The sequence below is a fragment of the Paraburkholderia xenovorans LB400 genome, from assembly GCF_000013645.1.
Classification (GTDB): Bacteria; Pseudomonadota; Gammaproteobacteria; order Burkholderiales; family Burkholderiaceae; genus Paraburkholderia; species Paraburkholderia xenovorans.
In genome coordinates, this window is sequence record NC_007951.1 from 2,929,717 (window position 1) to 2,949,766 (window position 20,050).

Consider the following 20,050-nt stretch of genomic DNA (forward strand, 5'->3'; position numbering starts at 1 on the left):
TCTGATCTCTGGTCGAACAGTTTTCATGAGAAGGTGCCACTGCACCCTGCCGGGGGAGCCGCAGCCGACTGGACGAACCTCCGCGAAATGTTCATTGCGTCGCTCGGATGCCGTCCCAAAGCCGAGGTGGATCTCTGGCCATCCCAAATCCTCGCCGCTACCCGCGCCGTGGACCAGACGGACAATCTCGTCGTGTCACTACCGACCAGTGCAGGAAAAACGCGAATCGCTGAACTCTGCATTCTTCGCTGCCTGGCAGCGAACCGCCGGGTCATTTTTGTCACCCCGCTGCGCGCCCTGTCAGCTCAGACCGAAAGCACCCTCCAGCGCACTTTCTGCCCGCTCGGGAAAACCATCTCTGCTCTCTACGGCAGTATCGGAGTTTCTGGATTCGATGAGGACGCGATACGCGGACGGAACATTGTCGTCGCAACGCCTGAGAAGCTTGACTTCGCCCTGCGCAACGATCCATCCCTTCTCGACGATGTTGGCCTGCTGGTATTCGACGAAGGCCATATGATCGGACCTGGCGAACGCGAAGTGCGCTATGAGGTTCAGATTCAGCGCCTTCTTCGCCGGCCAGACGCCGATCAACGTCGGATTGTGTGCCTGTCGGCCATTCTGCCCGATGGCGACCAGTTGGAGGATTTCTCCGCGTGGCTGCGTCGCGATCATCCCGGTGGCCCAATCAAGCACGACTGGCGCCCTACTCGACTACGCTTCGGCGAAGTAATCTGGAACTCCCCCACCGCACGCCTGAATCTTCGCGTCGGCGAGGAGCGCCCCTTCGTTCCTCGCTTCCTGACTGGCGTTGCGCCTCCGCTTTTTGTTCGACCCAAGAGGCGGCGCACACGCCCATTCCCGAACGATCAACAGGAATTGAGCATCGCTACAGCATGGCGACTTGTCGACGACGGTCAGACCGTTCTGATCTATTGCCCCCAACGACGCAGCGTCGAACCCTTCGCTGAGGCGATTGTCGATCTGCATGAACGAGGCGCGCTGCGATCCTTGCTCACTGACGCCCCTGCCGTCCTGCAAACGGCTATCGCGCTTGGAGAAGAATGGCTCGGAGTAGAGAGCAACATTCTCAAATGCCTCCGGCTCGGCGTCGCGCTACACCACGGAGCGTTGCCCACAGCTTATCGCAAAGAAGTTGAGCGACTCCTGCGTGATGGTGTCCTGAAGGTCACGATCTCTTCACCAACGCTCGCTCAAGGGCTCAATCTCTCCGCAACGGTCATCGTTATGCACTCGCTTTACCGCAACGGAGAGCGAATCAAGGTTTCGGAATTCAAGAACGTCATAGGCCGCGCTGGACGCGCCTATGTCGACGTCGAGGGCCTGGTGCTCTTTCCCATATTCGAAGATGTGCGAAACAAGAAGCACAATGACTGGGTCGAATTAATTGAAGACCTAGGCGCACGCGAGATGGAAAGTGGCCTTATCCAGCTCATCGTGGGTCTACTTGTGCGCATGCACGCCCGCGTCGGCGGTGACCTCAATAATTTGATGGAGTATGTGGTCAACAACGCTGAGGCATGGACTTTCCCTGAGGTCATCGGCGAGAGGGCCGACAAGCGCGATCGCGCCTTGAAGGAATGGGAACGCAATCTCCCCACCCTCGATACCGCCATCCTCGGCCTGATCGGCGACATAGACGTCCCCGATGATGGTATCGAAGCAGCACTGGATGCAGCCCTCCAGTCATCGCTGTGGCAGAGACGGCTCGTGCGCCAGGACGCTGCCAACCAACAAGCCTTTCGAACCACACTCCTGACCCGCAGCCGCTACATTTGGGCACGCTCCACGCCGGCCGCTCGCCGAGGCTATTTCCTTGCTGGTCTTGGCCTTGAGGCGGGGCGTGCCCTTGATGCCGTAGCGCCCGAAGCTAACCTTCTACTCGTCCAGGCCAATGCCTCACTCCTTGTGTCTGATGCGGAAGCGGCCATCCAGGCGATTACAGCGCTCGCCGAGCGCGTCTTCGGCTTCTATCCCTTCACGCCTGATCCGTTTCCGGATAACTGGCGGCACATTCTGCGGTGCTGGCTCCTGGGGCAGCCGCTCGCTGACCTCGTCGCCGGACAGGAAGGCGACGCGCTGCAGTTCATCGAAGGTGGCCTCGTCTATCGCCTGCCTTGGGCGATGGAAGCGGTGCGGGTACGCGCGATTGCGAATGGTGATGTAGTCGGTGACTTTGGGCTAACGCTGAATGACTACGAAGTCGGCCTGGCTGTGCCCGCAGTAGAAACCGGAACGATGAATCGCTCCGCCTCCATCCTGATTCAGTCCGGTTTCAATTCGCGGCTCTCCGCCATTAAGGCGGTGAATGACACGGCCGCAACATTTACCACTGGCTGGGAACTCCGCGCTTGGCTGCGATCACCGCTCGTCACAGCCTTGTCCACTCAACCTGATTGGCCCACCGCGGAAACCAGAGCGTTGTGGCTCGATTTCACGCGGGATTTCGCCCCTTTCGATGGTCGGACATGGGCTGAGCGCCGGTATCGAGCACAAGTGCAATGGCATGGGGTTCCTCCGCCGCCCGGCACTCCCATGACGGTCTACCATTGGAATGGACAACCAATCGTGCTGTCAGCCGAAGGAACGCTGCGAGGCGCCCTCAACCATCCGCTCAATCCCAACCGCCGTGGCCTCGTTCGCGCCACTGTGGCGCAGGAGCACGGCCATCTCGATCTGAGCTATCGCGGCCCTGATGACCTATGGATACCTTGAGGCACGTCCGTTTTTTTGTCACAGTTTCCCAGCTGTCACCTTTCGGCGTAATGGCGCCGGGCGTTTTCGCCGTAATGGCGCCACTGGAAACGAGTAATTCGAGGGTTCGAACGGGGATCAAGGTTGCTTGATTTTGCCTCCTTTTGCAAGCTCGCTTCTGAGTGTTTCGACGCCTGGTTTCAGTCCGCGATAGCTCTCGCCGTCGAGAACGATTTTGTGGGCGCCGTGACGCAAGCGGTCGAGGGTTGCCGCGCCAATCATCTTGTTACCTGGGAATGCTTCACCCCATTCCGGGAAGTCCAAATTTGAAGTCAAGATTGTCGCCGCGCGCTCATAACGTTCGGCGATCAGGTCGTGGAAGTCCTCGTCGTCAGGCGAACGCAGCGGCTTGAGACCGAAGTCGTCAATGATCAGCAACGGGAGCTTGGCAAGATACTGGAAACGACGGTCGTAAGTTCCCACGGCCGCTGCGCTGCGCAGGCTAGCCAGCAACTGGCTTTGCGTGGAGAACAGGACATCATGTCCTTGCCTTGCTGCTGCGTGTCCGAGGGCTTGCGCCAGATGGCTCTTGCCGGTGCCACAGGGGCCGGCGATTAAAACGGCCACTTTCTCGTCGATGAATCTGCAGGTGGCGAGATCATGAATGGCGGCTCGATTCAGGCTTGGCAACCGATCGAAGTCGAATCCTTCCAGCGTCTTCTGGCTGCGGAAGTTGGCGCGTCGCATGCGCAAGCTGAGCTTTTTGTTATCGCGCCGGGCTACCTCGTCATGTATGAGCAGCGAAAGGAATTCGGTGAAGGCAAGCTTGCGATCGATTGCCTCGCGGTTTCGCGCTTCCAGGGAATCGAGGATGCCGGACAAGCGAAGTTGTTTAAGCAGCGGAGTCAGTTCAGGAATGGGATGCATGGCCGGCCTTATTGAAGAATGGTTTGTGTGTTGCGGCAGAAGCGGCCCCCTTCGGTGTAGGTGCTCGCCAGCGCATCAAAGGCGTTCAACAGCGTCAGCTGATCCAATCCCTTTTGCAGGATCGTTTTAACCGCCGTGTAGTGCGGCGTGCCGTAGTGGTTGGCGCGCGAACAAGCTGCTTCGAGTCGGACCGCGCCATATTTCTCTTTGAGTCGCAACACGCCTTGCACCGAACGCATCTTGATCAGGACCTTGTCGCCGAAGAGCGCGTGGACCAAGGCGTAGCAGGCGGGTCCGATCTGCTCGGCAGTTGCCAGGCACCATTGAGTGTCCTGCAATTGCCACGCTTGGGCAGCGGAGGGCAAGTGATCGTCTACCGTGCGACGGCCGCCCGCGCGAGTAAGACGGACGTGGGCTGCGACCGAGTCCTGCCCCCGATACAGCGTCACCATGGTGTCGGTCGCCTTGAGCCACAGTTCCTGGCCGACCAGCCTATACGGGACCGAGTAAAAACTCTGCTCGAACTGGACATGAGCGTCGCGGTGCACCTTGGTCTTCGCCCACACGGCGAGCTCCGGCGGCACGTCCGGCAAACTGATCAGCAGGCTTCGTTCAACTTCCGCGAAGCGCCTGAGCGGCATCTCGCGAGTCGTACCGTGGATGCGGTTGCCGGCTTCGTTCATTACCCACGCGTGTACCTGGCGATTGGCGTCAGCCAAGCCACGAAAGTCGCGCAAGGGCAAGAAGCTTCGCTTCACAAATTTGACGCCCGATTCCACGATTCCCTTTTTTTGTGGATCCCTCGGCGGACAAGCATCAATCTTGAAACCGTATCCTTCTGCGCACTCGCCGTACGCGCGTTGCACCTCGGGCTCGTAATAGCACGCGCGCGTGATCGCACATTTACAATTGTCGATGATGACCCGAGCCGGCACCCCACCAAATGCCTCGAACGCGCGCCGGTGACATCCCAGCCAGGTCGCTACCGTTTGGTCCCGGACGAACTCAACATATTGGTGGCGCGACCAGGCCAGGGTCATGACGAAGAACCACGTCTTGTGGATCTCGCCGGTGAGCGCATCGGTCATCATCGGACCGGCGCCGAAATCAACCTGTGCCGCTTCGGCCGGCTTGAATTCCAGGCGCAGCGGCACGTCGGGCGTGTGCGATGCGTCTATATGCAGAAGGAAACGATAGACCGACGAATAGCTGCCGCCGTATCCGTGGTTGCGAACGAGCGTGGCGTGGATCGTCGTGCATTGAACGCCGGTTGCCCGCCACTTGGTGATCTGCTCCCGCCACGGTTCCAAAGTTGAGACGCAACTCGATGGTAGCGGCGCCTCCTTGCGATCCAGGAAAGCGGCCATTGCGTGTTCGTCGGGTAAGGCCGCTTCACGCGCCAACCATCCATTCCTGGCGGCAATCTCCCGCACCTGCGCAATCTTCTTGCGCCCCATGGTCTTCGATCGTGCGATATCCCGGTCAGAGTCACCTCGGCGCATGCGCACCAGAATCTGTCGGTATTGGTACATCTCAAACCTCCGATTAGCCACGGCCTCTCCCGGCAAAAGGCCGGCAGTCTAGCCGATCAACGAAAGTTCGAACCCTCTGTACTCGTCGCCCGGGTGGCGCCATTACGCCGAAAATCAACTGGCGCCTTTACGCCGAAAACGCCATGGCTCCTTTACGCCGAAAATCCGGTGGCGCCATTACGCCGGAAACGAAATGGCTCCTATATGCCGGAAATTCACACCAGCTGTGAGATGTGAGATGTGAGATGTGAGATGTGCACGCTATCGTTTGAACTACGGAGCCACGAAGTATTGCGCGCCGATTTCTGCTCATCAAGGTCATCAGATCACCGAACCTGTGGAATGTGAAGGCTACATCGTGAGTAGACTACCCGCGGCGAACATTCGCAGAATCATCCGCATTCCGGAACCCGAATTTCTGGCCCTCACCTGCTGCGCAAACTGGAGAAAACCGCTTGGCTGAGCCTGTCGCGCTGGACGCCACCGTCATATACCAGACCGCAAATCCGACTCCGCCATACGGGCCATATCAGTTCGTGCCCCCATGAGTTCGCCATCATGGCACAGCAGACGCCTGACCTGAAGGGCCAATGCCCATGGCGTTAAGGAATTCCTCATTTGACATCACGTGAGACGATCCGATAGGTGCTTGCAATACCGTATTTAAGGCGGAAATTGTATTTCTTAGTGCCTCGATCGTTCCAGTGTCGTTCGTGACCAGCGTGTCCCCCCTACAAATGTCAAGACAGGACGCGATATAAGCATCTTCGCAGTCGTTGGTGTCAACGTTCAGGGTTACTTCGTTGATCGGCCGAGCATTGGCGTACTTATACAGTCGATGTATCAGGTAGCCTGCGTAGGGAACGGTCGCAAGAAACGCTGGTGATTGAATATCTCCATTGAAACCAGGGTTCAAATGACGTATTACGCTAATCAGGCATGCAGCCAGATTTTCGGGTAGCAGGGTATGCTGCCCGTTCAGTTCTGGATCTAGCTGTATGACGGTAGCCAGCGATTGAATGTGAGATACAAACTCTGCCTCCTCGTTAGCCAGCCCACTGGCGATCCGAGCACCGACACCTTTGCAGGACGCAACCGCACCATCCGGAAAGGTCACAGTCTTTTGATCCAGTTCCGCCAAGGTATTGGATTGCCGAACCGCCTCAAGCAACTGATCAAGGACAATTTGATCTTCGCGCCTGGACGGGTTGGCTTGCGTCCCGGTCCGTTGCGACAAAAGCACGAACGGGTCCTCGAGCATGCTGGGTATTGCGCACTTGAGAAAATTTCCCCGAGCCCGTAGATAGCGGGCCTCCTCATGGAGATGGCTCCCGAGTTCAAGCACAGAAAAAGTTGAGACCGAAATATCTGCCTTAGCTGCGACGAGCTCCAGCTTGGCCCTCGCAATTCCCTGAATTGCCGAGGTATCGAGAATGTACATTGCGGATTCCTATTCGGATAGTACAGGTATCGCTAAATCAGCCAATTGTTCCGTGCGGTATTCTAGCAAGCGCATCCGGACGCCCCTCACATATGTTGCGGGCCGGGCTTTCGTGCTGCGCGAGCCACTTGAATTAGCTAACTCCGACGAAGCTGGAAGCATGGGGCGCTTCAGTCAGCTTCCCTTGATAAGATTGTCTTCTGTTGCACATGGCAGGCGGCGTCGACAATAACATGTCCGTATGACGGCCGTTCGTGCTCACACCACACTCTACATATCGAATCGACAGTTCCGCAGAAGCGCACATTCGGCGATCAAAGGGAAACAAATCATGCAAGACATCGGTCACCTGGCTCCCTTTGATCGAGAGCAACTTTACGAAGATGTCTGGTCAACTCCCATGAAGCATCTCGGAACGAAGTACGGCCTTTCTGGATCGGATATCCGACGCGTATGCAACGACCTGCAAATCCCGGTACCCGAACAGGGACATTGGACACGCGTAGAAATGGGATATGCGATCGAGCGACCACCCCTGCCGCAGTGGATAGAACGCCCAAAGCCAACAGATATACCGCGTAAGCGGGCTCGACGGCCACGTACGACTGAGCAGCCCACACACCCACAGCCGCTGCCTGAAGCCCCGTCTCAAAAAGCTTCACTGAGCGCTGTAGCCCGGACGCCCACGCGCTGGCATGACGCCATCGAAGGGCTACGCAAGCGCATGAAAGACGACGCCGACAACGCGGGACGACTTAAGCTGAAAGACGATTGGGAACGAGCGCATCCGGGGAAGCGACCTCCGGCCCATCTGGACTCTCGCGGAAACTGGGAATATTTTTGTGACGCTGGTCAATTACTCGCCACAACGCACCGGAAATCTGTAGCCCGGCTTTCTTTGCTAAGCTATGAGCGCGGTCTCGCACTGCTCAACATCATCTGCTGGCAGGCCGAGCGTAGTGGATATTCAGTCAGCATGGAGAAAGGAGACTCCAGACTCAGACTAACGCGCGAGCAGGCATACGTTCAGCTACGCATAGTCGAAAAACTGGATGCCGGCTTGCGCCAAAGAATACGCAGTTGGGATAGAAAGACTGAGCAGGTAAAAAGACTGACGCCGTCCGGTCTTCTCACTCTATTTGTCGAGCAGCAGGGCCTTGGTGAAACCGGAATTGCAGACCACAGGGATCAATTGCTGGAGCTACAGCTTGAGCGCATCTTTGACGTGATCGAACTCCGATATAGGCGCTCGGTGGCTGCGGTAGCGGAGTGGGCTCAACGTGATCTGGATTGGAAAGCCGCCGAGCTTCGGCGGCAAGAGGAAGAACGGCAGCGCAAAGAGGCCCAGCAAAGAGCAGAACAGGAGCGGCAGCGGAAAGCCGAGCTCGTTGCGGAAGCTAAGAGCTGGGGTGAGGCGGCCGTACTGCGCTCATACCTTGACATGCTGGACGCCAGACTCGGAAACGGCGGAAAAGCGATGGAAGGCTACGCGGTTTGGCGAGAATGGGCGCAGACCGTCATCGACGAACTCGATCGCAGCGCAACTCGAGTCGAAGCCGAATCGACCCACCCGAATCCTTCTACCGGAGGATCCAGACTCGAATAATTCTGGCAATGCCCCTTGCGAGAATGCGGCACCTGGCCCTGCCCGCTCGGTGAGAACGCACAGACGAACGCCTCGAGTACTACGTCGCCCTCCTGTTCGCACGCATCGTGCGGCTCACCTACCAACCAATGACGCATCGCGAATACAAATCCGTACGGCAATCTACTGTCGCTTGGTATGATCCCACGCTCTAGTCGACTATGATTGACACCAGTGAGCGTGCGATGAATAGCTACGTCCAGATAAGGGCCTGTCCGAATCCCAACAATTTCTTCGACGAACTCATTCCTGAAAGCGGACTTGAGGTTCACGGCTGGCGACTCTTCATCCGCAGGATACCTATGCCAATCCCGGACATGGACGGGAGGATTGCCTCCGTCGATACGACCTGGAATTGGCTCTACGCAGAGAGCGACTATGAGGAAGCGCAGCTAATGCGCTTCACGCAAGACAAGCTGCCCACCTTCAGGCAGCTCATTCGAGCCTTGGCAGGCGTTCGACACACACACCTGTCTGGTGGCATGGAGTTCAGCATGTACTTCGAGGAGTTCGTGAAGGATGGCGTCTGTCGAAATATCGCCCCTTACCATGTCAACGTAGGCGTCGGTGTTCTCAACGTACGCGTCAAGGACGCTGATGGGAACGTTGTATTCGATGCCAAAGAAGCTGAGGCGGAACAGGCACGACAAGCGCTCCAAGACGCCAAGGATGAGTTGCGGATCACCAGTACCAGCTTCGTGAAGCATCTAGGTGACGATTATTTCCGCCGCGCCTGGGAAAGTTTCAGTCTCGCCTTTGGTGCGGATGAACATGCTATCAACCACCTGTACGATGTGCGTGACGCAGTCACCGAGAAATTCGGCAAGGAGGAGTTAGCCCGCCAAGCCCTTAATCTCACCAAAGCCGAATGGAGCAATTTCGGCAAAATCTTCAATGATGGCGCCGTCGAAGGCGGTCGGCACAACGGCAAGCATCCTGCCCCGTTGCGGCCGATGACCAAGGAACAGCGAACACAGGTTATAAGTTTCGCCAGGGCGATGCTGTTTGCGTATGGACGTTATCTGGAAAATCAGGAAGCTGCTGCCCGAGAGCAGGCCACTTAGACCAGGTTTACTCCGATTCCCGGCGACCTGATTATTCGCTCTTGTGAAGGACGAGCCGCGCCGGGTGCTTCGTCGCGATTTCCGTTCGCCAGCGTGGCGAACGCCAGCACAACACTTCTCGATTTCACGCGTTGTGTGTGGTGGAATTCGTGCGGCCTTACCGATGACCACATAGCATTGTGCTACTCCGAGGCCATCGTCCAGGGGGGAACGACCAGCATGCTTGGGAAACGGACCCGCCTTTCGCTCGCCCAATTTCTGGCCCTGCAAGGAGCGGCGGTCAGCGAAGTGCTGCTGAGCAAGTACGGACAGCATCTCACACTATGGTCGACGCACTGCTCGCTGACCTATCGGTCAGCCTGCAGGTGCTCGATGAAAATATTCTGATGCAGGTACTAGCCGAGGTCGTGGCGACTCAAGGTAGAGAGCGTCAAGCAGCACGGCCGGTCAGCAACAACTATTTTGGCCGGTCAACGGGGTAGTTGTCGTTCGGTATCAGGTCATATTTGACGTTGCTCCTTCGTAGTTGTCGTTGCGTGATCGTGTAGTTGACGCTCATCGTTACTGCGCAACGTTGCCGTCGTCAGGCAACTGGCTGCTGAACGGATTGCTAGGTTTGTCGTCGTGTAATTGACGCCGCCGTGCATTCTGTTTGTCGCCGGCCTTGCGGCGGCGGTAGCTTTCGACATTGAGTTCGAAGATCGTCGAGTGATGCACAAGCCGGTCGATGGCGGCGACCGTCATGCCGGGGTCGGGGAACACGTCATTCCAGCCCGAGAACGGCTGGTTTGCAGTTATCAGAAGACTTTTTCGCTCATACCTCTCGGCAATCAGCTCGAACAGAACGCTGGTTTCGGCCTGGTCCTTGCGGGCATACGACAGGTCGTCGAGGATGATCAAATCGAAGCGATCGAGCTTGGCCAGCGCGCAAGGCAACTGCAGGCTTTGGCGCGCGGCCTGCAGCTTCTGGACGAGCTCGCTGGTACGCGTGAACAGCACGCGGTAGCCGACGTCGATCAATGCATGACCGATAGCCGATCCCAGGTGGCTTTTTCCGACCCCAGGCGGGCCGAACAGGAGAACCGTGGCGCCTTTCTCCAGCCATGACTCTCCGGTGGCCAGCGCTGTGACATGCGCTTTTGAGACCATCGGCACGGCGCCGAAGTCGAAGGCGGCGAGAGTCTTGGTCGGGTCCAGATGCGACTCGGTACGGTGCCGCTCGATGCGTCGCTTAGCGCGTTCGGCCAGCTCGTGCTCTAGCAGTGCGCCGAGCAGGCGTGCGGCCGGCCAGGCTTCCTTGTCCGAGCGCTCAGCGAACTCGGGCCACAACCTACCGATCGTTGGCAAACGCAGCTCGTTGAGCATCAAGGCCAGGCGGCCACCATCATGCGCGGGCGCGTTCATGCTGCCACCTTCTTGAGCAGTTCGTCATACACGGCAACGGGCGGCATCTGAACCTCGACATCGGGGCACTGGGCCTCACGGGGTGCGTACTGCTCACGCAGCGCCTTGAGATCGGGAAGCTCGCCGGTTTCCAGCATTGCATCAAGCTGCCCGGCCAGTACGGCCTCCACGCCGTGCAGGCCCGCGAGCTCAAGCAGGCCGACCATCGTCTTGCATGCGTCGCGTTGTGACAGGCGGGCATCAAGTTGTTCCCAGGTTCTGCGGTACGCATCACGCGGGAACAGCGCGTCACGAAACGCGAGCCCCTTGAATGCCTGGGGTTTGCGCTTCAGCGAGTCAATGAAGTGGCGGTAATCAAGCGCGTGGCGGTTGTCGCGCGCACGCGAGCCCCGTGCGGTGCTGTGGACCAGCACGCCGGACAGGTAACAGTCGAGCCGGTCGCCGTAGACGCGCACCTTCAGCCGGTGACCAATCAGGCGCGACGGCGCACTGTAGAGGATGCCGCGCACCGTAAAAGTGCTGCAGCGGGTCACAGGAGCCTCTTCCTCGACGAAGTCAGTGGTACGGTACTCCGGCAAATCCTGAAGCTGCTGGCGCTCGATACGGAACGCGGCGGCGCAGCGCCGGTTTCGGCGCATCACCTGCTCGCGGATGAATTCATCGTAGCCAGCACGATCAACGAAGTCTCGATGGCCACGCAGCATCAGGGCTTGATCGACTGCGTCCTTCAGATACCGGTGCGAGGATTCGACACTCCCGTTCTCGTGACCTAGACCGCGATTGTTACGCGTGCCCTGCATCTCGTAGTGATCGAGCAGCGCCTTGTAACGGGTAGTGAAGTCTTCCTTCTCGCTCAGGTTCTTGAAGGCGGCTGACAGGCTGTCGGTGCGATGCTCGCGCGGGCAACCTCCCGCCTGCCATAGAGCGTTCTGCAAACCGTTGGCGAGGGCTTCGAAGCTCTCGCCGCCCTCAACCACGCAGGCATACTCCCAGCGCGAGAATGCCAGCACGAAGTGATACAGCCGGTGCTCGAACGGTGCGCCGCCGATCGTCACGCACAACTTGCTCATATCAGTGAAGTCAGACAGCCCGCGCACGCCGGGCTGATGCTCCTGGGGGAAGAAGATCTCCTGGCTGGGACCTTCGAGCGCCCGCCATTGAGAAATGCGTCGTTCCAGCGTGCGACGCATGCTGTCGGGATAGCAGCCCGGGTGATCATCCTGCAGCTTGCGCAGGATCGTGATGCCCATCAGATGGGGAGCGTTACGCAGCAACGGCACGACCTCGCTGTCCCAGACATCGGCGAACGGATCGGGACGGGTGCGCCAGGAGCGCTGCGGCTTCTGGGATGGCAACGTCGCGTCACGCTCAATGCGACGTGCGCTGCGCACGCTTATTCCTGCCTTCGCGGCCGCGAGTTCCTGCGGATGGTGTTTGCGCTTGTTCATGTAGAGGCGAACCTGTTGGTCGGTGATGCGGGTTCCAGACATGTGCTGACCGCTTCTTCTTTAAGAATCGATCAGCCATCCTATTGCCCCGCCGACGCGGCGCCGCCGGTGGTTCGTCGTCTCCGGCGGCTACGCCGCCTCCGACTCCTCACCACCGGCCAAAACAAACGTCAACGACCGGCCAACATAATTGTCGCCCCCCATCAAGGCGACCTGCGTGCTCGCGTAAATCCCAAGTATCGCTTTGACGAACGCCTGCACGACCTGATGCAATGCCTGCTTCTAGATGGATACCTCGTCCGGGACAAGCGGCTTCTTCAGACCGCCCCATCGATTGCCGATGCGATGCCGATCAATGACGACCTGATTGAGCCATTGCTAAACTCAGGCGGCCTCGTCGGCAGGACATCGTCGCCAGGATCACCGCCTCAGCCGAATCATTCGGTGCGACACCACCCGATTACAACGCGTCGCTGATGAACGCGCGCGTCGCGCTGGAGACGTTAGCGGTCGATGTCGCCGCTGATGTCGCTGCACGACTGCCGAATCCGGTCACCTACGACCGTTCGGGTTGGGTCTCGGCGATTGCGTTCCTGCGCATCAGTGGCGAGGTATCTGTCGAAGCGGAAAATGGCTCGCAGGCGTGTTTCGTTTCCTGAGTCCAAATGCCCACCGCCCATCGGCATTCCCGAAGACCAGATGACGCGCCTCTGGCGTTCCTTCGCGCTCAACATGCGCTGATTTCTGCTCAAGAACCATCTTGCACGCACCGGTTGACGTTGCCATGCGCAATCGGCGTAATCCCGAGCGGCGGTTGCACCGCTGGGACGACGCCGATTCGTCCGTCAGGTTGACCGGTCCGACTTAGGGCTGATCGTCGTCACTTCCGGCGTCGCGCCAGCTATCGTCGGCCGCCGCACCTCCGCCGCTGTCGAGCATCAACAATCCCGCCCGGCCCGCCTTGAGGAAGGACAGCCACCCACGGCATTGCAGTGTGTCGCCGTTGAACATGCGATCACCATCCGGGTCATACTCCCCGGTCATCTCGCCATCGGCCTCGATCGTCCAGATTGCGGCCGCAGTCCAGAGGTCCGTGGTCAGTGGACATTCTTCGGGCAATTCCGGTTCCTCCGGGAACATGGCGTTGCTTCCTGCCATGACATCCGCCACATCGTCGGCTTCATAGATGGCCTCGGCCAACGCTTGGCGGGCGTGCGCATCGTAGAAATCTGCAATACCGACGAAGACCGGCGTGGGAGCCGCGCTGGCAACCAATGCCTCGATACATGTCGTGACCACCGCCGCCGCGACCATGCTCGACATGCCCATCCCCTCCTGACGAGCCCTTCCCTCGCCCATCGGCCGATTGAGCACAAGGATTTCAGCATCGTCCAGGTGATAGTCGAGTGCTAGATTGGCCTCGTCGACGGTCAGCGCCGCATGCGTGCCGTAACCGAGGAGAGCCGCAATTACTTCGGAAAGGTGGGAGCGTTTTACCACCAGCCCTTGCTGAGCAAGGTGCTGGGATGCCGCGTAGGCGGCCGTACGGACGAGCTGGGTCATCGGAATACTCCGTCACTGTTCGAGCGCTGGACGTTTTGTCGCTGTCGAACAGCCGGGTAATCCGGATGAAAGAAAGCGGAGTGTTGCAGGGTACCGCCGATGCCTTTTTCAAGCCGTCCAGAACTTGGGCGGGCGCCTGCCTTGATCATACTCCTAGATGCCCTTCGCCGCTATTCCAGTGCGTGGGATCTTGGCTCGCGCAGCTTGACAGCAAGACTCACATGCGACGCTCGCGCGATACCCGCGCATCCCATTCGCCGACCTCGTGCGTTGATCATCGGCGCCAACAAACCGGCAAGCGCCACTGACGCACGATGCCGGTCCCCTTGTTCTCAAGTCACCGACGGTATAGGTGCTGCTACCTCTTAGTGCCGATGTAGATCCTGAAGGAGTACGACCCAGATACATCAAATGACCCAGTCCTGACCCGTTTCGTGCTTGCCGCGAGACGCACCGGGAACTCCAATACCCCTCAACTACTTACGCCCCTTCGCCGGAAGTTATTCACAGCGTTGCCCCCAAAAACTGTGAATAACCAAGGCATCGCAATTCGCCCCGTCGCTCTCGACCTTGGCATCTTCTGCCAGACACCCTTTTTCCTGCCCTCTCCCGCGACCGTAGCCGGGAGCGGGACGGAATCAAGGGGCGAGGGACCGTGTTGCCCGCACCATCCCTCGCCTTATTCCTTGACACCGTCCCGCTCCCGGCTCCTTGAGTCGCACGGGCAGGAAACAGGGCGTCAGGCAAAGCAGAAGCCAACCCCGAGTTCCACCAGGAAGGTTTCGCGCGCAAGCGGCAAGGCCATCCCACCGCCCGTAACTCAACTTTTTTCTGTGGAGAGTGCCATGCAACTCGCTTCCTCATTCCGTTACGGCTCCCCGATGCTGCGCGCCGATTCCCCGCTCTCGGACGAGCAGATCCGTCGCGTCGCGCCGTCCATCTTCGCGGACGGCAAGCACGCAAGTCGCTCCGAACGCTACACCTACATTCCCACTATCGATGTGCTGCGCGGCCTGCGCAACGAAGGCTTCCAGCCGTTCATGGTCTGCCAGAGCCGCGTGCGCGATCCGGGCAAGCGCGAGTACACGAAACACATGCTCCGGCTTCGCCACGCCAGCCAGATCGTCGGGGACGAAGCCAACGAGGTCGTACTCCTGAACTCGCACGACGGCACGAGCAGCTACCAGATGCTGGCTGGCGTGCTGCGTTTCGTCTGCCAGAACGGCATGGTCGCGGGCGACAGCGTGCGCGATATCCGCATACCGCACAAAGGCAACATCGCACGGAACGTCATCGATGGCGCGTTCGACGTGCTCGACGGCTTCGACCTGATCCGCGAGCAGAAGGACAGCATGCGCGGCATCGAACTGGACCGCGATGAACAGCACGCGTTTGCCCGTTCCGCCCTCGCGCTGCGCTACGACCCGACTGACGCGGAAGCCCCCGCCCCCGTCACCGAGAGCCAGTTACTCGCCCCACGCCGTTTCGAGGATCGCCGCGACGATCTCTGGACGGTGTTCAACCGGGTGCAGGAAAACCTCACCAAAGGCGGACTGCACGGGCGCTCGCGGACCGGTCGCGCGATCTCCACGCGCCCTGTCACCGGCATCGACCAGAACGTGAAACTCAATCGCGCCCTCTGGATGCTGGCCGACGCCATGCGCAAGATGAAGGCGTAAGCGCCAGGGGCGACGCCACGTCGCCCCAATCCAACCTCACCTGTCAGGACTCCTATCCGGGTCCTGTCCTGACGGGGTTCGGAAGAAACGCGACCCGGAACTTTCCTTTCAATTTTCTGGAGTCAGTCATGCAAACCCAACCCGAAACCACCGATCGTGGTGCTGCCGAATCAACCGCCTTGCTCGAAACCCACTTTGGCAACGAACAACCCATCGTGACCGTACCGTATTCCAGCCTGCGGTGCTCACCGCTCAATGCGCGCACGCAGCCGCTGTCCGGCATTCCCGGTCTCGCCTCCAATATCCTTGCGAAGGGCCTGCTGCAAAATCTCGTCGTTCATGAAATGAAAGGATCACGCGGCAAGCAACGCCGGTATGGTGTCTGCGCGGGCCAGCGCCGCGAGGCCGCGCTTGACCTGCTATTCGAGCAGAAGCACATCGCCGCCGACTATCCGGTGCCCGTGCGGATCGTGAGTGAAGGCGAGGCGCTCGCGATTTCACTGATCGAGAACAGCGAGCGTGAAGGACTCGACCCGTTCGACGTGTTGCGCTCCTACCGGATGCTGGCTGAGGAAGGCCGCAGCATCGATTACATCGCCGCGCTCTTTTCGGCTTCACCGCTCACGGTCAGGCGGCGCATGAAGCTCGCCAGCGTGTCCCCGAAGCTGCTCGCGCTACTGCGTGAGGACGGCATTACCCTCGACCAGCTTGCTGCGCTCGCACTGGCCGATGATCACGAAACGCAGGAGCGCGTCTGGTTCGATGCGCCGAACGACTGGCAGCGCGCGTCGCAGTATCTCCGTCAGGCGATCACGCGAGCCGAGATTGACGTGAGCCGCAGCCGTCTGGTGCGCTTCGTCGGACTCGCCGCCTACGAGACGGCGGGCGGCTTTGTCCGGCGCGACCTGTTCAGCGACACTGAAAATGCCGGATTCATCGCCGACACGGAACTGTTGCAACGTCTGGCGGGCGAAAAACTCGAAACCGTGGCAGGGGAAGTCCGCGCAGAGGGGTGGAACTGGACCGAAACGCGCATCGAGCGTGACGTACTCGAACTGAACCACTACGACAGGCTCGCTCCGATCGACCGCGCGTATACCGAGGATGAGCAGCGCGAAATGGATGTCCTGACCGCACGGCAGGACGCGCTCGCGAAACAGTACGACGCACTTTCGGAGGATGATGAAAACGCCTATGAGGAAGGCGAACGGATCGAAACCGAACTGAACACCGTCACCGCCGCGATTCAGGCGCTCGAAATGCGCACGCAGGCATGGAGCACGCAGCAGATGGCCGAAGCCGGTGCGTTCATCATCCTCGACCCGCAAGGCGACCTTGTCATCGAGCGCGGGTTGGTACGCCATGACAGCAATGCCGCGCGGGGCATGGGTGCAGCGACAACCGGGCACGCCGTTGCCACACTCAAGGAGGCGAACCCGAAGTCCCCACCGGTTCACAGCGCAAAGCTCTGCCAGCGTCTGAGCGCCCATCGCACCGCCGCCATCCATGCGGAACTGATCGCGCAACCGTCCGTCGCGCTCGCGGCGCTGCTGTTCCGGCTCGCGCCGGTCGCTTTCCCCGAGCGGTATAGTGTCGTGTCGAGCCGGGAGTGTCTGGAACTCAACGCGACCAGCAACCACGATGCGCTGCTGAAGGCCGCCGACGATCTGTCCGCCAGCACCGCATGGGGCATCATCGGCGCACAGCGCCAGCAGTGGCTCGCGGCCCTCCCCAGGAATCTCGCCGATCTGCTGCCGTGGCTGATCGAGCAGGATGCTGGCACGACGCTGCTGGACCTGCTCGCCTTCTGCACCGGCACCCTGCTCGACGGCGTGACCGGCACGGAAGGCCCCCACGCCCTCAACGCTCTGAGCAACGCGCTACAGCTCGACATGACCCGATACTGGACGGCAACCCGCGCCTCGTATTTTGACCACGTCAGCAAGGCACGCATCGTGGACGTCGCCATGCAGGCGGTCTCGCCCAGGATTGCCCTTGACCTCAGCAAGATGAAAAAAGGCGATGCCGCCGCTGCTGCCGAACTGCGGCTGGCAAAGTCCGCATGGCTCCCGGATGTCCTCACCGATCGGGAAGTTCCGCCGATCCGGGCCCTCGGCGCGATGAACGCCCCGGACGATGAGGCTGACGGGGATGAAGCGGAAAACGCACAGGTCGCCAATGCGGACGAAGCCAGGGCACCGGAAACTGACGCTCCGGCTGACACGGCCCATGAGAAGGAAAACCACCCGGCGTGGCCCTTCCCGACCGCCGCCAGCATAGCGAATGCCGAAACCACGCAACACACCGCGTGACAGCCCAATCTCCGCCTGTGCCCGCGCGCAGGCGGGGAGTACCGTTTATCGGGCGTGTTCACCCATCCAGAATGCCGCAGCGACCAACGTCACAAACAGGCAGGCCGCAACGACCAACAGGCGCCCCAGCGTGTGAATCAAACGCCGTTCAGTCACCAGGATGCCCGTCTGCACCCGTTTCATGGCGTCCACTATTGCGCTCTCAAACAGGGCCACCGCCTCATCCATCCGTTCGCGCTGGTCCCGCGCCGCTACTGCCGCCGCGCCGACAAGGCGGTTACCGGCGATCCTCGCGACCCGGTTGGCCAGCCCGTCCGCGAGCGCGGCAATCGATTGCTCATTGAGCGACGCCAGCGCAACTTGGTACCTCGCTTCGTGTTCCCGGGTCATGTCCTCGGCCAGCTGGATCGTCGCCTTGCAGCGCGCGAGCGCGTCGCGGTGCTGGCGCATCAAGACCCCGGTCGCCTCATCGGCTTCCCGACGCACTGCATCGAAGCCACCATCCCCGGCCCTGCGTATACGATCGGGCATCGCCTCGTAAAGCCGTGCGTAGTATTCAAGCACGACGATCATCGACCACAGGGCGTCGTTGTCCCGCAAGCGCAACGCACCGGAAACCCGCCGCATCCGCAAGAGACTGCCATCGTCGGGCAATTCACCCGTGACCTCGAGAAACAGGCGGGCGAACGCATCAGCCGACCTCACTCGCTTCTCACGCATGAGGCGTCACTCTAGCGAACATCGTGCCGCACACTGCGCGCCAGCGCAGCAGTTCCGCCCGCTCACCCATATGCATCATTTCCGCCGCCTTGCTTACTGACAGGCGCTGGCTACGCAGTTCGTCCGCAACGCGATCCGCAAGATCGGGAAAATCCAGCGACTGGCCTTGCGCCTCAACAGCATTGCGCAATTGCGAGTCCCGATACAGGGTGAATTTATCCGGCGAACCGAAATAGCCATTGCGCACGACGTGCGTGATCGCATTCGGAAACGTCGCACCGAACCTGAGAAGCAATTCGAGGCTATCGCGCTGCCGGTTGATTACCCACAACACGACGAGACGCCGGGCCAGTTCATCGAGCGTGCTCGCAAGCGTCCCGCCGTACTGTGCGACGCCCGCCTGACTCCGCGCCGCCGTGTTGACGACAACGGTCGCATCCGGGTGCAGATCACAGAAATTGACGAAGTCAATCCAGCCGCTGACGTCGTCCAGATCACACGACCCGCATTCGATCTCGTCGTGGACCGCTTTCATCACATCGGGGTTGGAAGTATCCGTTTCTACCAGCACTACATTGACCTCCATCCGTCGCAGGTAATCGACCAGCGCCAGCGTCACGAAACTCTTGCCAACACCGCCCTTGCTGCCACCGACCATATAGATGGGGGGATTTTCCGTTGCCATGCGTAACCTCTACAAGTTCTCGGTATCCGGGCTGATCGGAAATCCGAGAAAGCCCTGTACCTGTTGCCCCGGCCTGGTTACCCCCTTGTCCCGCTTTTGCTGTAATCCGGCGCGTAGCGGGTTATCGCGTGGAGCTTCGGCTTGCGCTAACTTCCCGCCCTTAGTTGGCGCTGCCACCGGCTCTCGCGCCGCGTCCCGACTGCCCCGTCGCATTCGCCCCTTTCCGTCGGCGCGGCGCATCGCATATCTCAGGGAATTGAGACTCACGTCAATGCCTTCCTGCGCGGCCTGCTCTATCAGTTCATGCATCGTGTATCCCTTCTCCCGCGCTGCGACGATCTGTCTCCGTATGGCTTTCACGCCGTCGCCCACCTTGACCGGTTGCTCCTGTTTCGCTTTTTCCGGCAGCGCATCCAGCCTGCGCCCTAGCGCTTCCCACTGCCCTCGCGTGAAGTTCCTGACACCCGACATGACTCACTCCGACACACACCTTTCACTGCATCTTGCGCACGCCCTTACCCGTCGTCAACACCTGCCTCGTTCGGCTTTCGACGATGACGGAATACATCGGAATGCAGAGGAATATGACAGAACAACAAATATTTTTTACCATTGATCAAAGAGTTCCTTGATTCGCACAGGCCTTTCATCTGTTCGCCCGTTAGCGCACACCGGCGCGAATCGCATTGAACATCGTGTGCTTGCAGACTCGCACTGAAGAACCACCAAAGCGCATTTGGTGTCACAGGCGTGAGAACGCGATGCTCACTCGTCTCGCTCTACCATAGCCAAGCAAACGTTGTACACGCGCGTCCGCTTCGCGCAGACCTTCATAGCCATGCGAAACAGAGGTATCACCGGCACGACACGCGCGATGCATCGAGCGCACCGCCCATTCACTGGGAACCGACAGAT

At 59.8% G+C, this 20,050-nt stretch carries 16 protein-coding genes; 7 read left to right on the forward strand and 9 right to left on the reverse strand.

Going from position 1 to position 20,050, the window contains the following annotated elements; genetic code table 11:
- Window positions 1-87: 87 nt before the first annotated feature.
- Window positions 88-2,736: a DEAD/DEAH box helicase gene (locus tag BXE_RS13025; RefSeq protein ID WP_011488763.1), complete on the forward strand. Its 2,649-nt coding sequence runs from the start codon at window positions 88-90 to the stop codon at window positions 2,734-2,736.
- A gap of 117 nt (window positions 2,737-2,853) precedes the next feature.
- Here the strand turns inward: BXE_RS13025 and istB (BXE_RS13030) are convergent, their stop codons facing one another.
- The 3 genes from istB (BXE_RS13030) to BXE_RS13040 all read right to left on the reverse strand — a co-directional run bounded on the left by istB (BXE_RS13030) (window position 2,854) and on the right by BXE_RS13040 (window position 6,615).
- A complete protein-coding gene (istB, locus tag BXE_RS13030) occupies window positions 2,854-3,642 on the reverse strand; it encodes an IS21-like element helper ATPase IstB (protein WP_011488764.1) in 789 nt (262 codons plus the stop codon).
- Between the two features lie 8 nt (window positions 3,643-3,650).
- Window positions 3,651-5,174, reverse strand: coding sequence for an IS21 family transposase (istA, locus tag BXE_RS13035; RefSeq protein WP_011488765.1), 1,524 nt, complete (start codon window positions 5,172-5,174; stop codon window positions 3,651-3,653).
- 556 nt (window positions 5,175-5,730) lie between these two features.
- Complete coding sequence (locus tag BXE_RS13040) at window positions 5,731-6,615, reverse strand: hypothetical protein (RefSeq protein ID WP_011488766.1); 885 nt, start codon at window positions 6,613-6,615, stop codon at window positions 5,731-5,733.
- Window positions 6,616-7,339: 724 nt separating this feature from the next.
- On the opposite strand from BXE_RS13040, the gene BXE_RS13045 reads away from it, so the two are divergent.
- Window positions 7,340-8,221, forward strand: a complete 882-nt coding sequence (locus BXE_RS13045; RefSeq protein WP_148222947.1) for a hypothetical protein — start codon at window positions 7,340-7,342, stop codon at window positions 8,219-8,221.
- A 224-nt stretch (window positions 8,222-8,445) separates the two neighbouring features.
- Complete coding sequence (locus tag BXE_RS13050) at window positions 8,446-9,324, forward strand: hypothetical protein (protein WP_116611317.1); 879 nt, start codon at window positions 8,446-8,448, stop codon at window positions 9,322-9,324.
- Between the two features lie 561 nt (window positions 9,325-9,885).
- On the opposite strand, the gene istB (BXE_RS13055) is transcribed toward BXE_RS13050, so the two are convergent.
- Both istB (BXE_RS13055) and istA (BXE_RS13060) read right to left on the reverse strand, forming a co-directional pair.
- Window positions 9,886-10,728: an IS21-like element helper ATPase IstB gene (gene istB, locus BXE_RS13055; RefSeq protein ID WP_011488769.1), complete on the reverse strand. Its 843-nt coding sequence runs from the start codon at window positions 10,726-10,728 to the stop codon at window positions 9,886-9,888.
- A complete protein-coding gene (istA, locus tag BXE_RS13060) occupies window positions 10,725-12,218 on the reverse strand; it encodes an IS21 family transposase (RefSeq protein WP_011488770.1) in 1,494 nt (497 codons plus the stop codon). The genes istB (BXE_RS13055) and istA (BXE_RS13060) overlap by 4 nt, the downstream gene beginning before the upstream one ends.
- Here istA (BXE_RS13060) and BXE_RS46900 point away from each other — a divergent pair.
- On the forward strand, window positions 12,156-12,653 hold the full coding sequence (locus BXE_RS46900) for a hypothetical protein (RefSeq protein ID WP_193352969.1): 498 nt from the start codon (window positions 12,156-12,158) through the stop codon (window positions 12,651-12,653). The genes istA (BXE_RS13060) and BXE_RS46900 overlap by 63 nt on opposite strands.
- Window positions 12,653-12,835 (forward strand): hypothetical protein, encoded by a 183-nt coding sequence (locus BXE_RS46905; RefSeq protein ID WP_049782174.1) that lies wholly within the window; start codon window positions 12,653-12,655, stop codon window positions 12,833-12,835. The genes BXE_RS46900 and BXE_RS46905 overlap by 1 nt, the downstream gene beginning before the upstream one ends.
- A gap of 205 nt (window positions 12,836-13,040) precedes the next feature.
- Here the strand turns inward: BXE_RS46905 and BXE_RS13070 are convergent, their stop codons facing one another.
- Window positions 13,041-13,739 carry a hypothetical protein gene (locus BXE_RS13070; protein ID WP_011488771.1) on the reverse strand — a complete coding sequence of 233 codons (699 nt, stop codon included), beginning with the start codon at window positions 13,737-13,739 and terminating at the stop codon, window positions 13,041-13,043.
- A gap of 845 nt (window positions 13,740-14,584) precedes the next feature.
- Here BXE_RS13070 and BXE_RS13075 point away from each other — a divergent pair.
- Both BXE_RS13075 and BXE_RS13080 read left to right on the forward strand, forming a co-directional pair.
- On the forward strand, window positions 14,585-15,418 hold the full coding sequence (locus BXE_RS13075; protein ID WP_011488772.1) for a DUF932 domain-containing protein: 834 nt from the start codon (window positions 14,585-14,587) through the stop codon (window positions 15,416-15,418).
- Window positions 15,419-15,546: 128 nt separating this feature from the next.
- Window positions 15,547-17,730, forward strand: coding sequence for a ParB/RepB/Spo0J family partition protein (locus tag BXE_RS13080; RefSeq protein ID WP_011488773.1), 2,184 nt, complete (start codon window positions 15,547-15,549; stop codon window positions 17,728-17,730).
- Between the two features lie 45 nt (window positions 17,731-17,775).
- On the opposite strand, the gene BXE_RS13085 is transcribed toward BXE_RS13080, so the two are convergent.
- Genes BXE_RS13085 through BXE_RS13095 form a run of 3 tightly spaced genes read right to left on the reverse strand, consistent with a single transcriptional unit; the run spans window position 17,776 to window position 19,606 of the window.
- Window positions 17,776-18,450, reverse strand: coding sequence for a hypothetical protein (locus tag BXE_RS13085; protein WP_011488774.1), 675 nt, complete (start codon window positions 18,448-18,450; stop codon window positions 17,776-17,778).
- Window positions 18,443-19,135 carry a protein mobD gene (locus BXE_RS13090; RefSeq protein WP_011488775.1) on the reverse strand — a complete coding sequence of 231 codons (693 nt, stop codon included), beginning with the start codon at window positions 19,133-19,135 and terminating at the stop codon, window positions 18,443-18,445. Before BXE_RS13090 ends, BXE_RS13085 begins: the two co-directional genes overlap by 8 nt.
- Window positions 19,136-19,144: 9 nt before the next feature.
- Window positions 19,145-19,606 carry a hypothetical protein gene (locus BXE_RS13095; RefSeq protein WP_011488776.1) on the reverse strand — a complete coding sequence of 154 codons (462 nt, stop codon included), beginning with the start codon at window positions 19,604-19,606 and terminating at the stop codon, window positions 19,145-19,147.
- Between the last annotated feature and the right edge of the window lie 444 nt (window positions 19,607-20,050).

Coding starts and splice junctions, on each gene's coding strand:
- istB (WP_011488764.1), bottom strand. CDS start 3,642: ATGCATCCCATTCCTGAACTGACTCCGCTGCTTAAACAACTTCGCTTG.
- istA (WP_011488765.1), bottom strand. CDS start 5,174: ATGTACCAATACCGACAGATTCTGGTGCGCATGCGCCGAGGTGACTCT.
- BXE_RS13090 (WP_011488775.1), bottom strand. CDS start 19,135: ATGGCAACGGAAAATCCCCCCATCTATATGGTCGGTGGCAGCAAGGGC.
- BXE_RS46900 (WP_193352969.1), top strand. CDS start 12,156: ATGGTGTTTGCGCTTGTTCATGTAGAGGCGAACCTGTTGGTCGGTGAT.
- BXE_RS13075 (WP_011488772.1), top strand. CDS start 14,585: ATGCAACTCGCTTCCTCATTCCGTTACGGCTCCCCGATGCTGCGCGCC.
- BXE_RS13085 (WP_011488774.1), bottom strand. CDS start 18,450: ATGCGTGAGAAGCGAGTGAGGTCGGCTGATGCGTTCGCCCGCCTGTTT.
- BXE_RS13080 (WP_011488773.1), top strand. CDS start 15,547: ATGCAAACCCAACCCGAAACCACCGATCGTGGTGCTGCCGAATCAACC.
- istB (WP_011488769.1), bottom strand. CDS start 10,728: ATGAACGCGCCCGCGCATGATGGTGGCCGCCTGGCCTTGATGCTCAAC.
- BXE_RS13050 (WP_116611317.1), top strand. CDS start 8,446: ATGAATAGCTACGTCCAGATAAGGGCCTGTCCGAATCCCAACAATTTC.
- BXE_RS13040 (WP_011488766.1), bottom strand. CDS start 6,615: ATGTACATTCTCGATACCTCGGCAATTCAGGGAATTGCGAGGGCCAAG.
- BXE_RS13045 (WP_148222947.1), top strand. CDS start 7,340: ATGAAAGACGACGCCGACAACGCGGGACGACTTAAGCTGAAAGACGAT.
- BXE_RS46905 (WP_049782174.1), top strand. CDS start 12,653: ATGAACGCGCGCGTCGCGCTGGAGACGTTAGCGGTCGATGTCGCCGCT.
- BXE_RS13025 (WP_011488763.1), top strand. CDS start 88: ATGTTCATTGCGTCGCTCGGATGCCGTCCCAAAGCCGAGGTGGATCTC.
- istA (WP_011488770.1), bottom strand. CDS start 12,218: ATGTCTGGAACCCGCATCACCGACCAACAGGTTCGCCTCTACATGAAC.
- BXE_RS13070 (WP_011488771.1), bottom strand. CDS start 13,739: ATGACCCAGCTCGTCCGTACGGCCGCCTACGCGGCATCCCAGCACCTT.
- BXE_RS13095 (WP_011488776.1), bottom strand. CDS start 19,606: ATGTCGGGTGTCAGGAACTTCACGCGAGGGCAGTGGGAAGCGCTAGGG.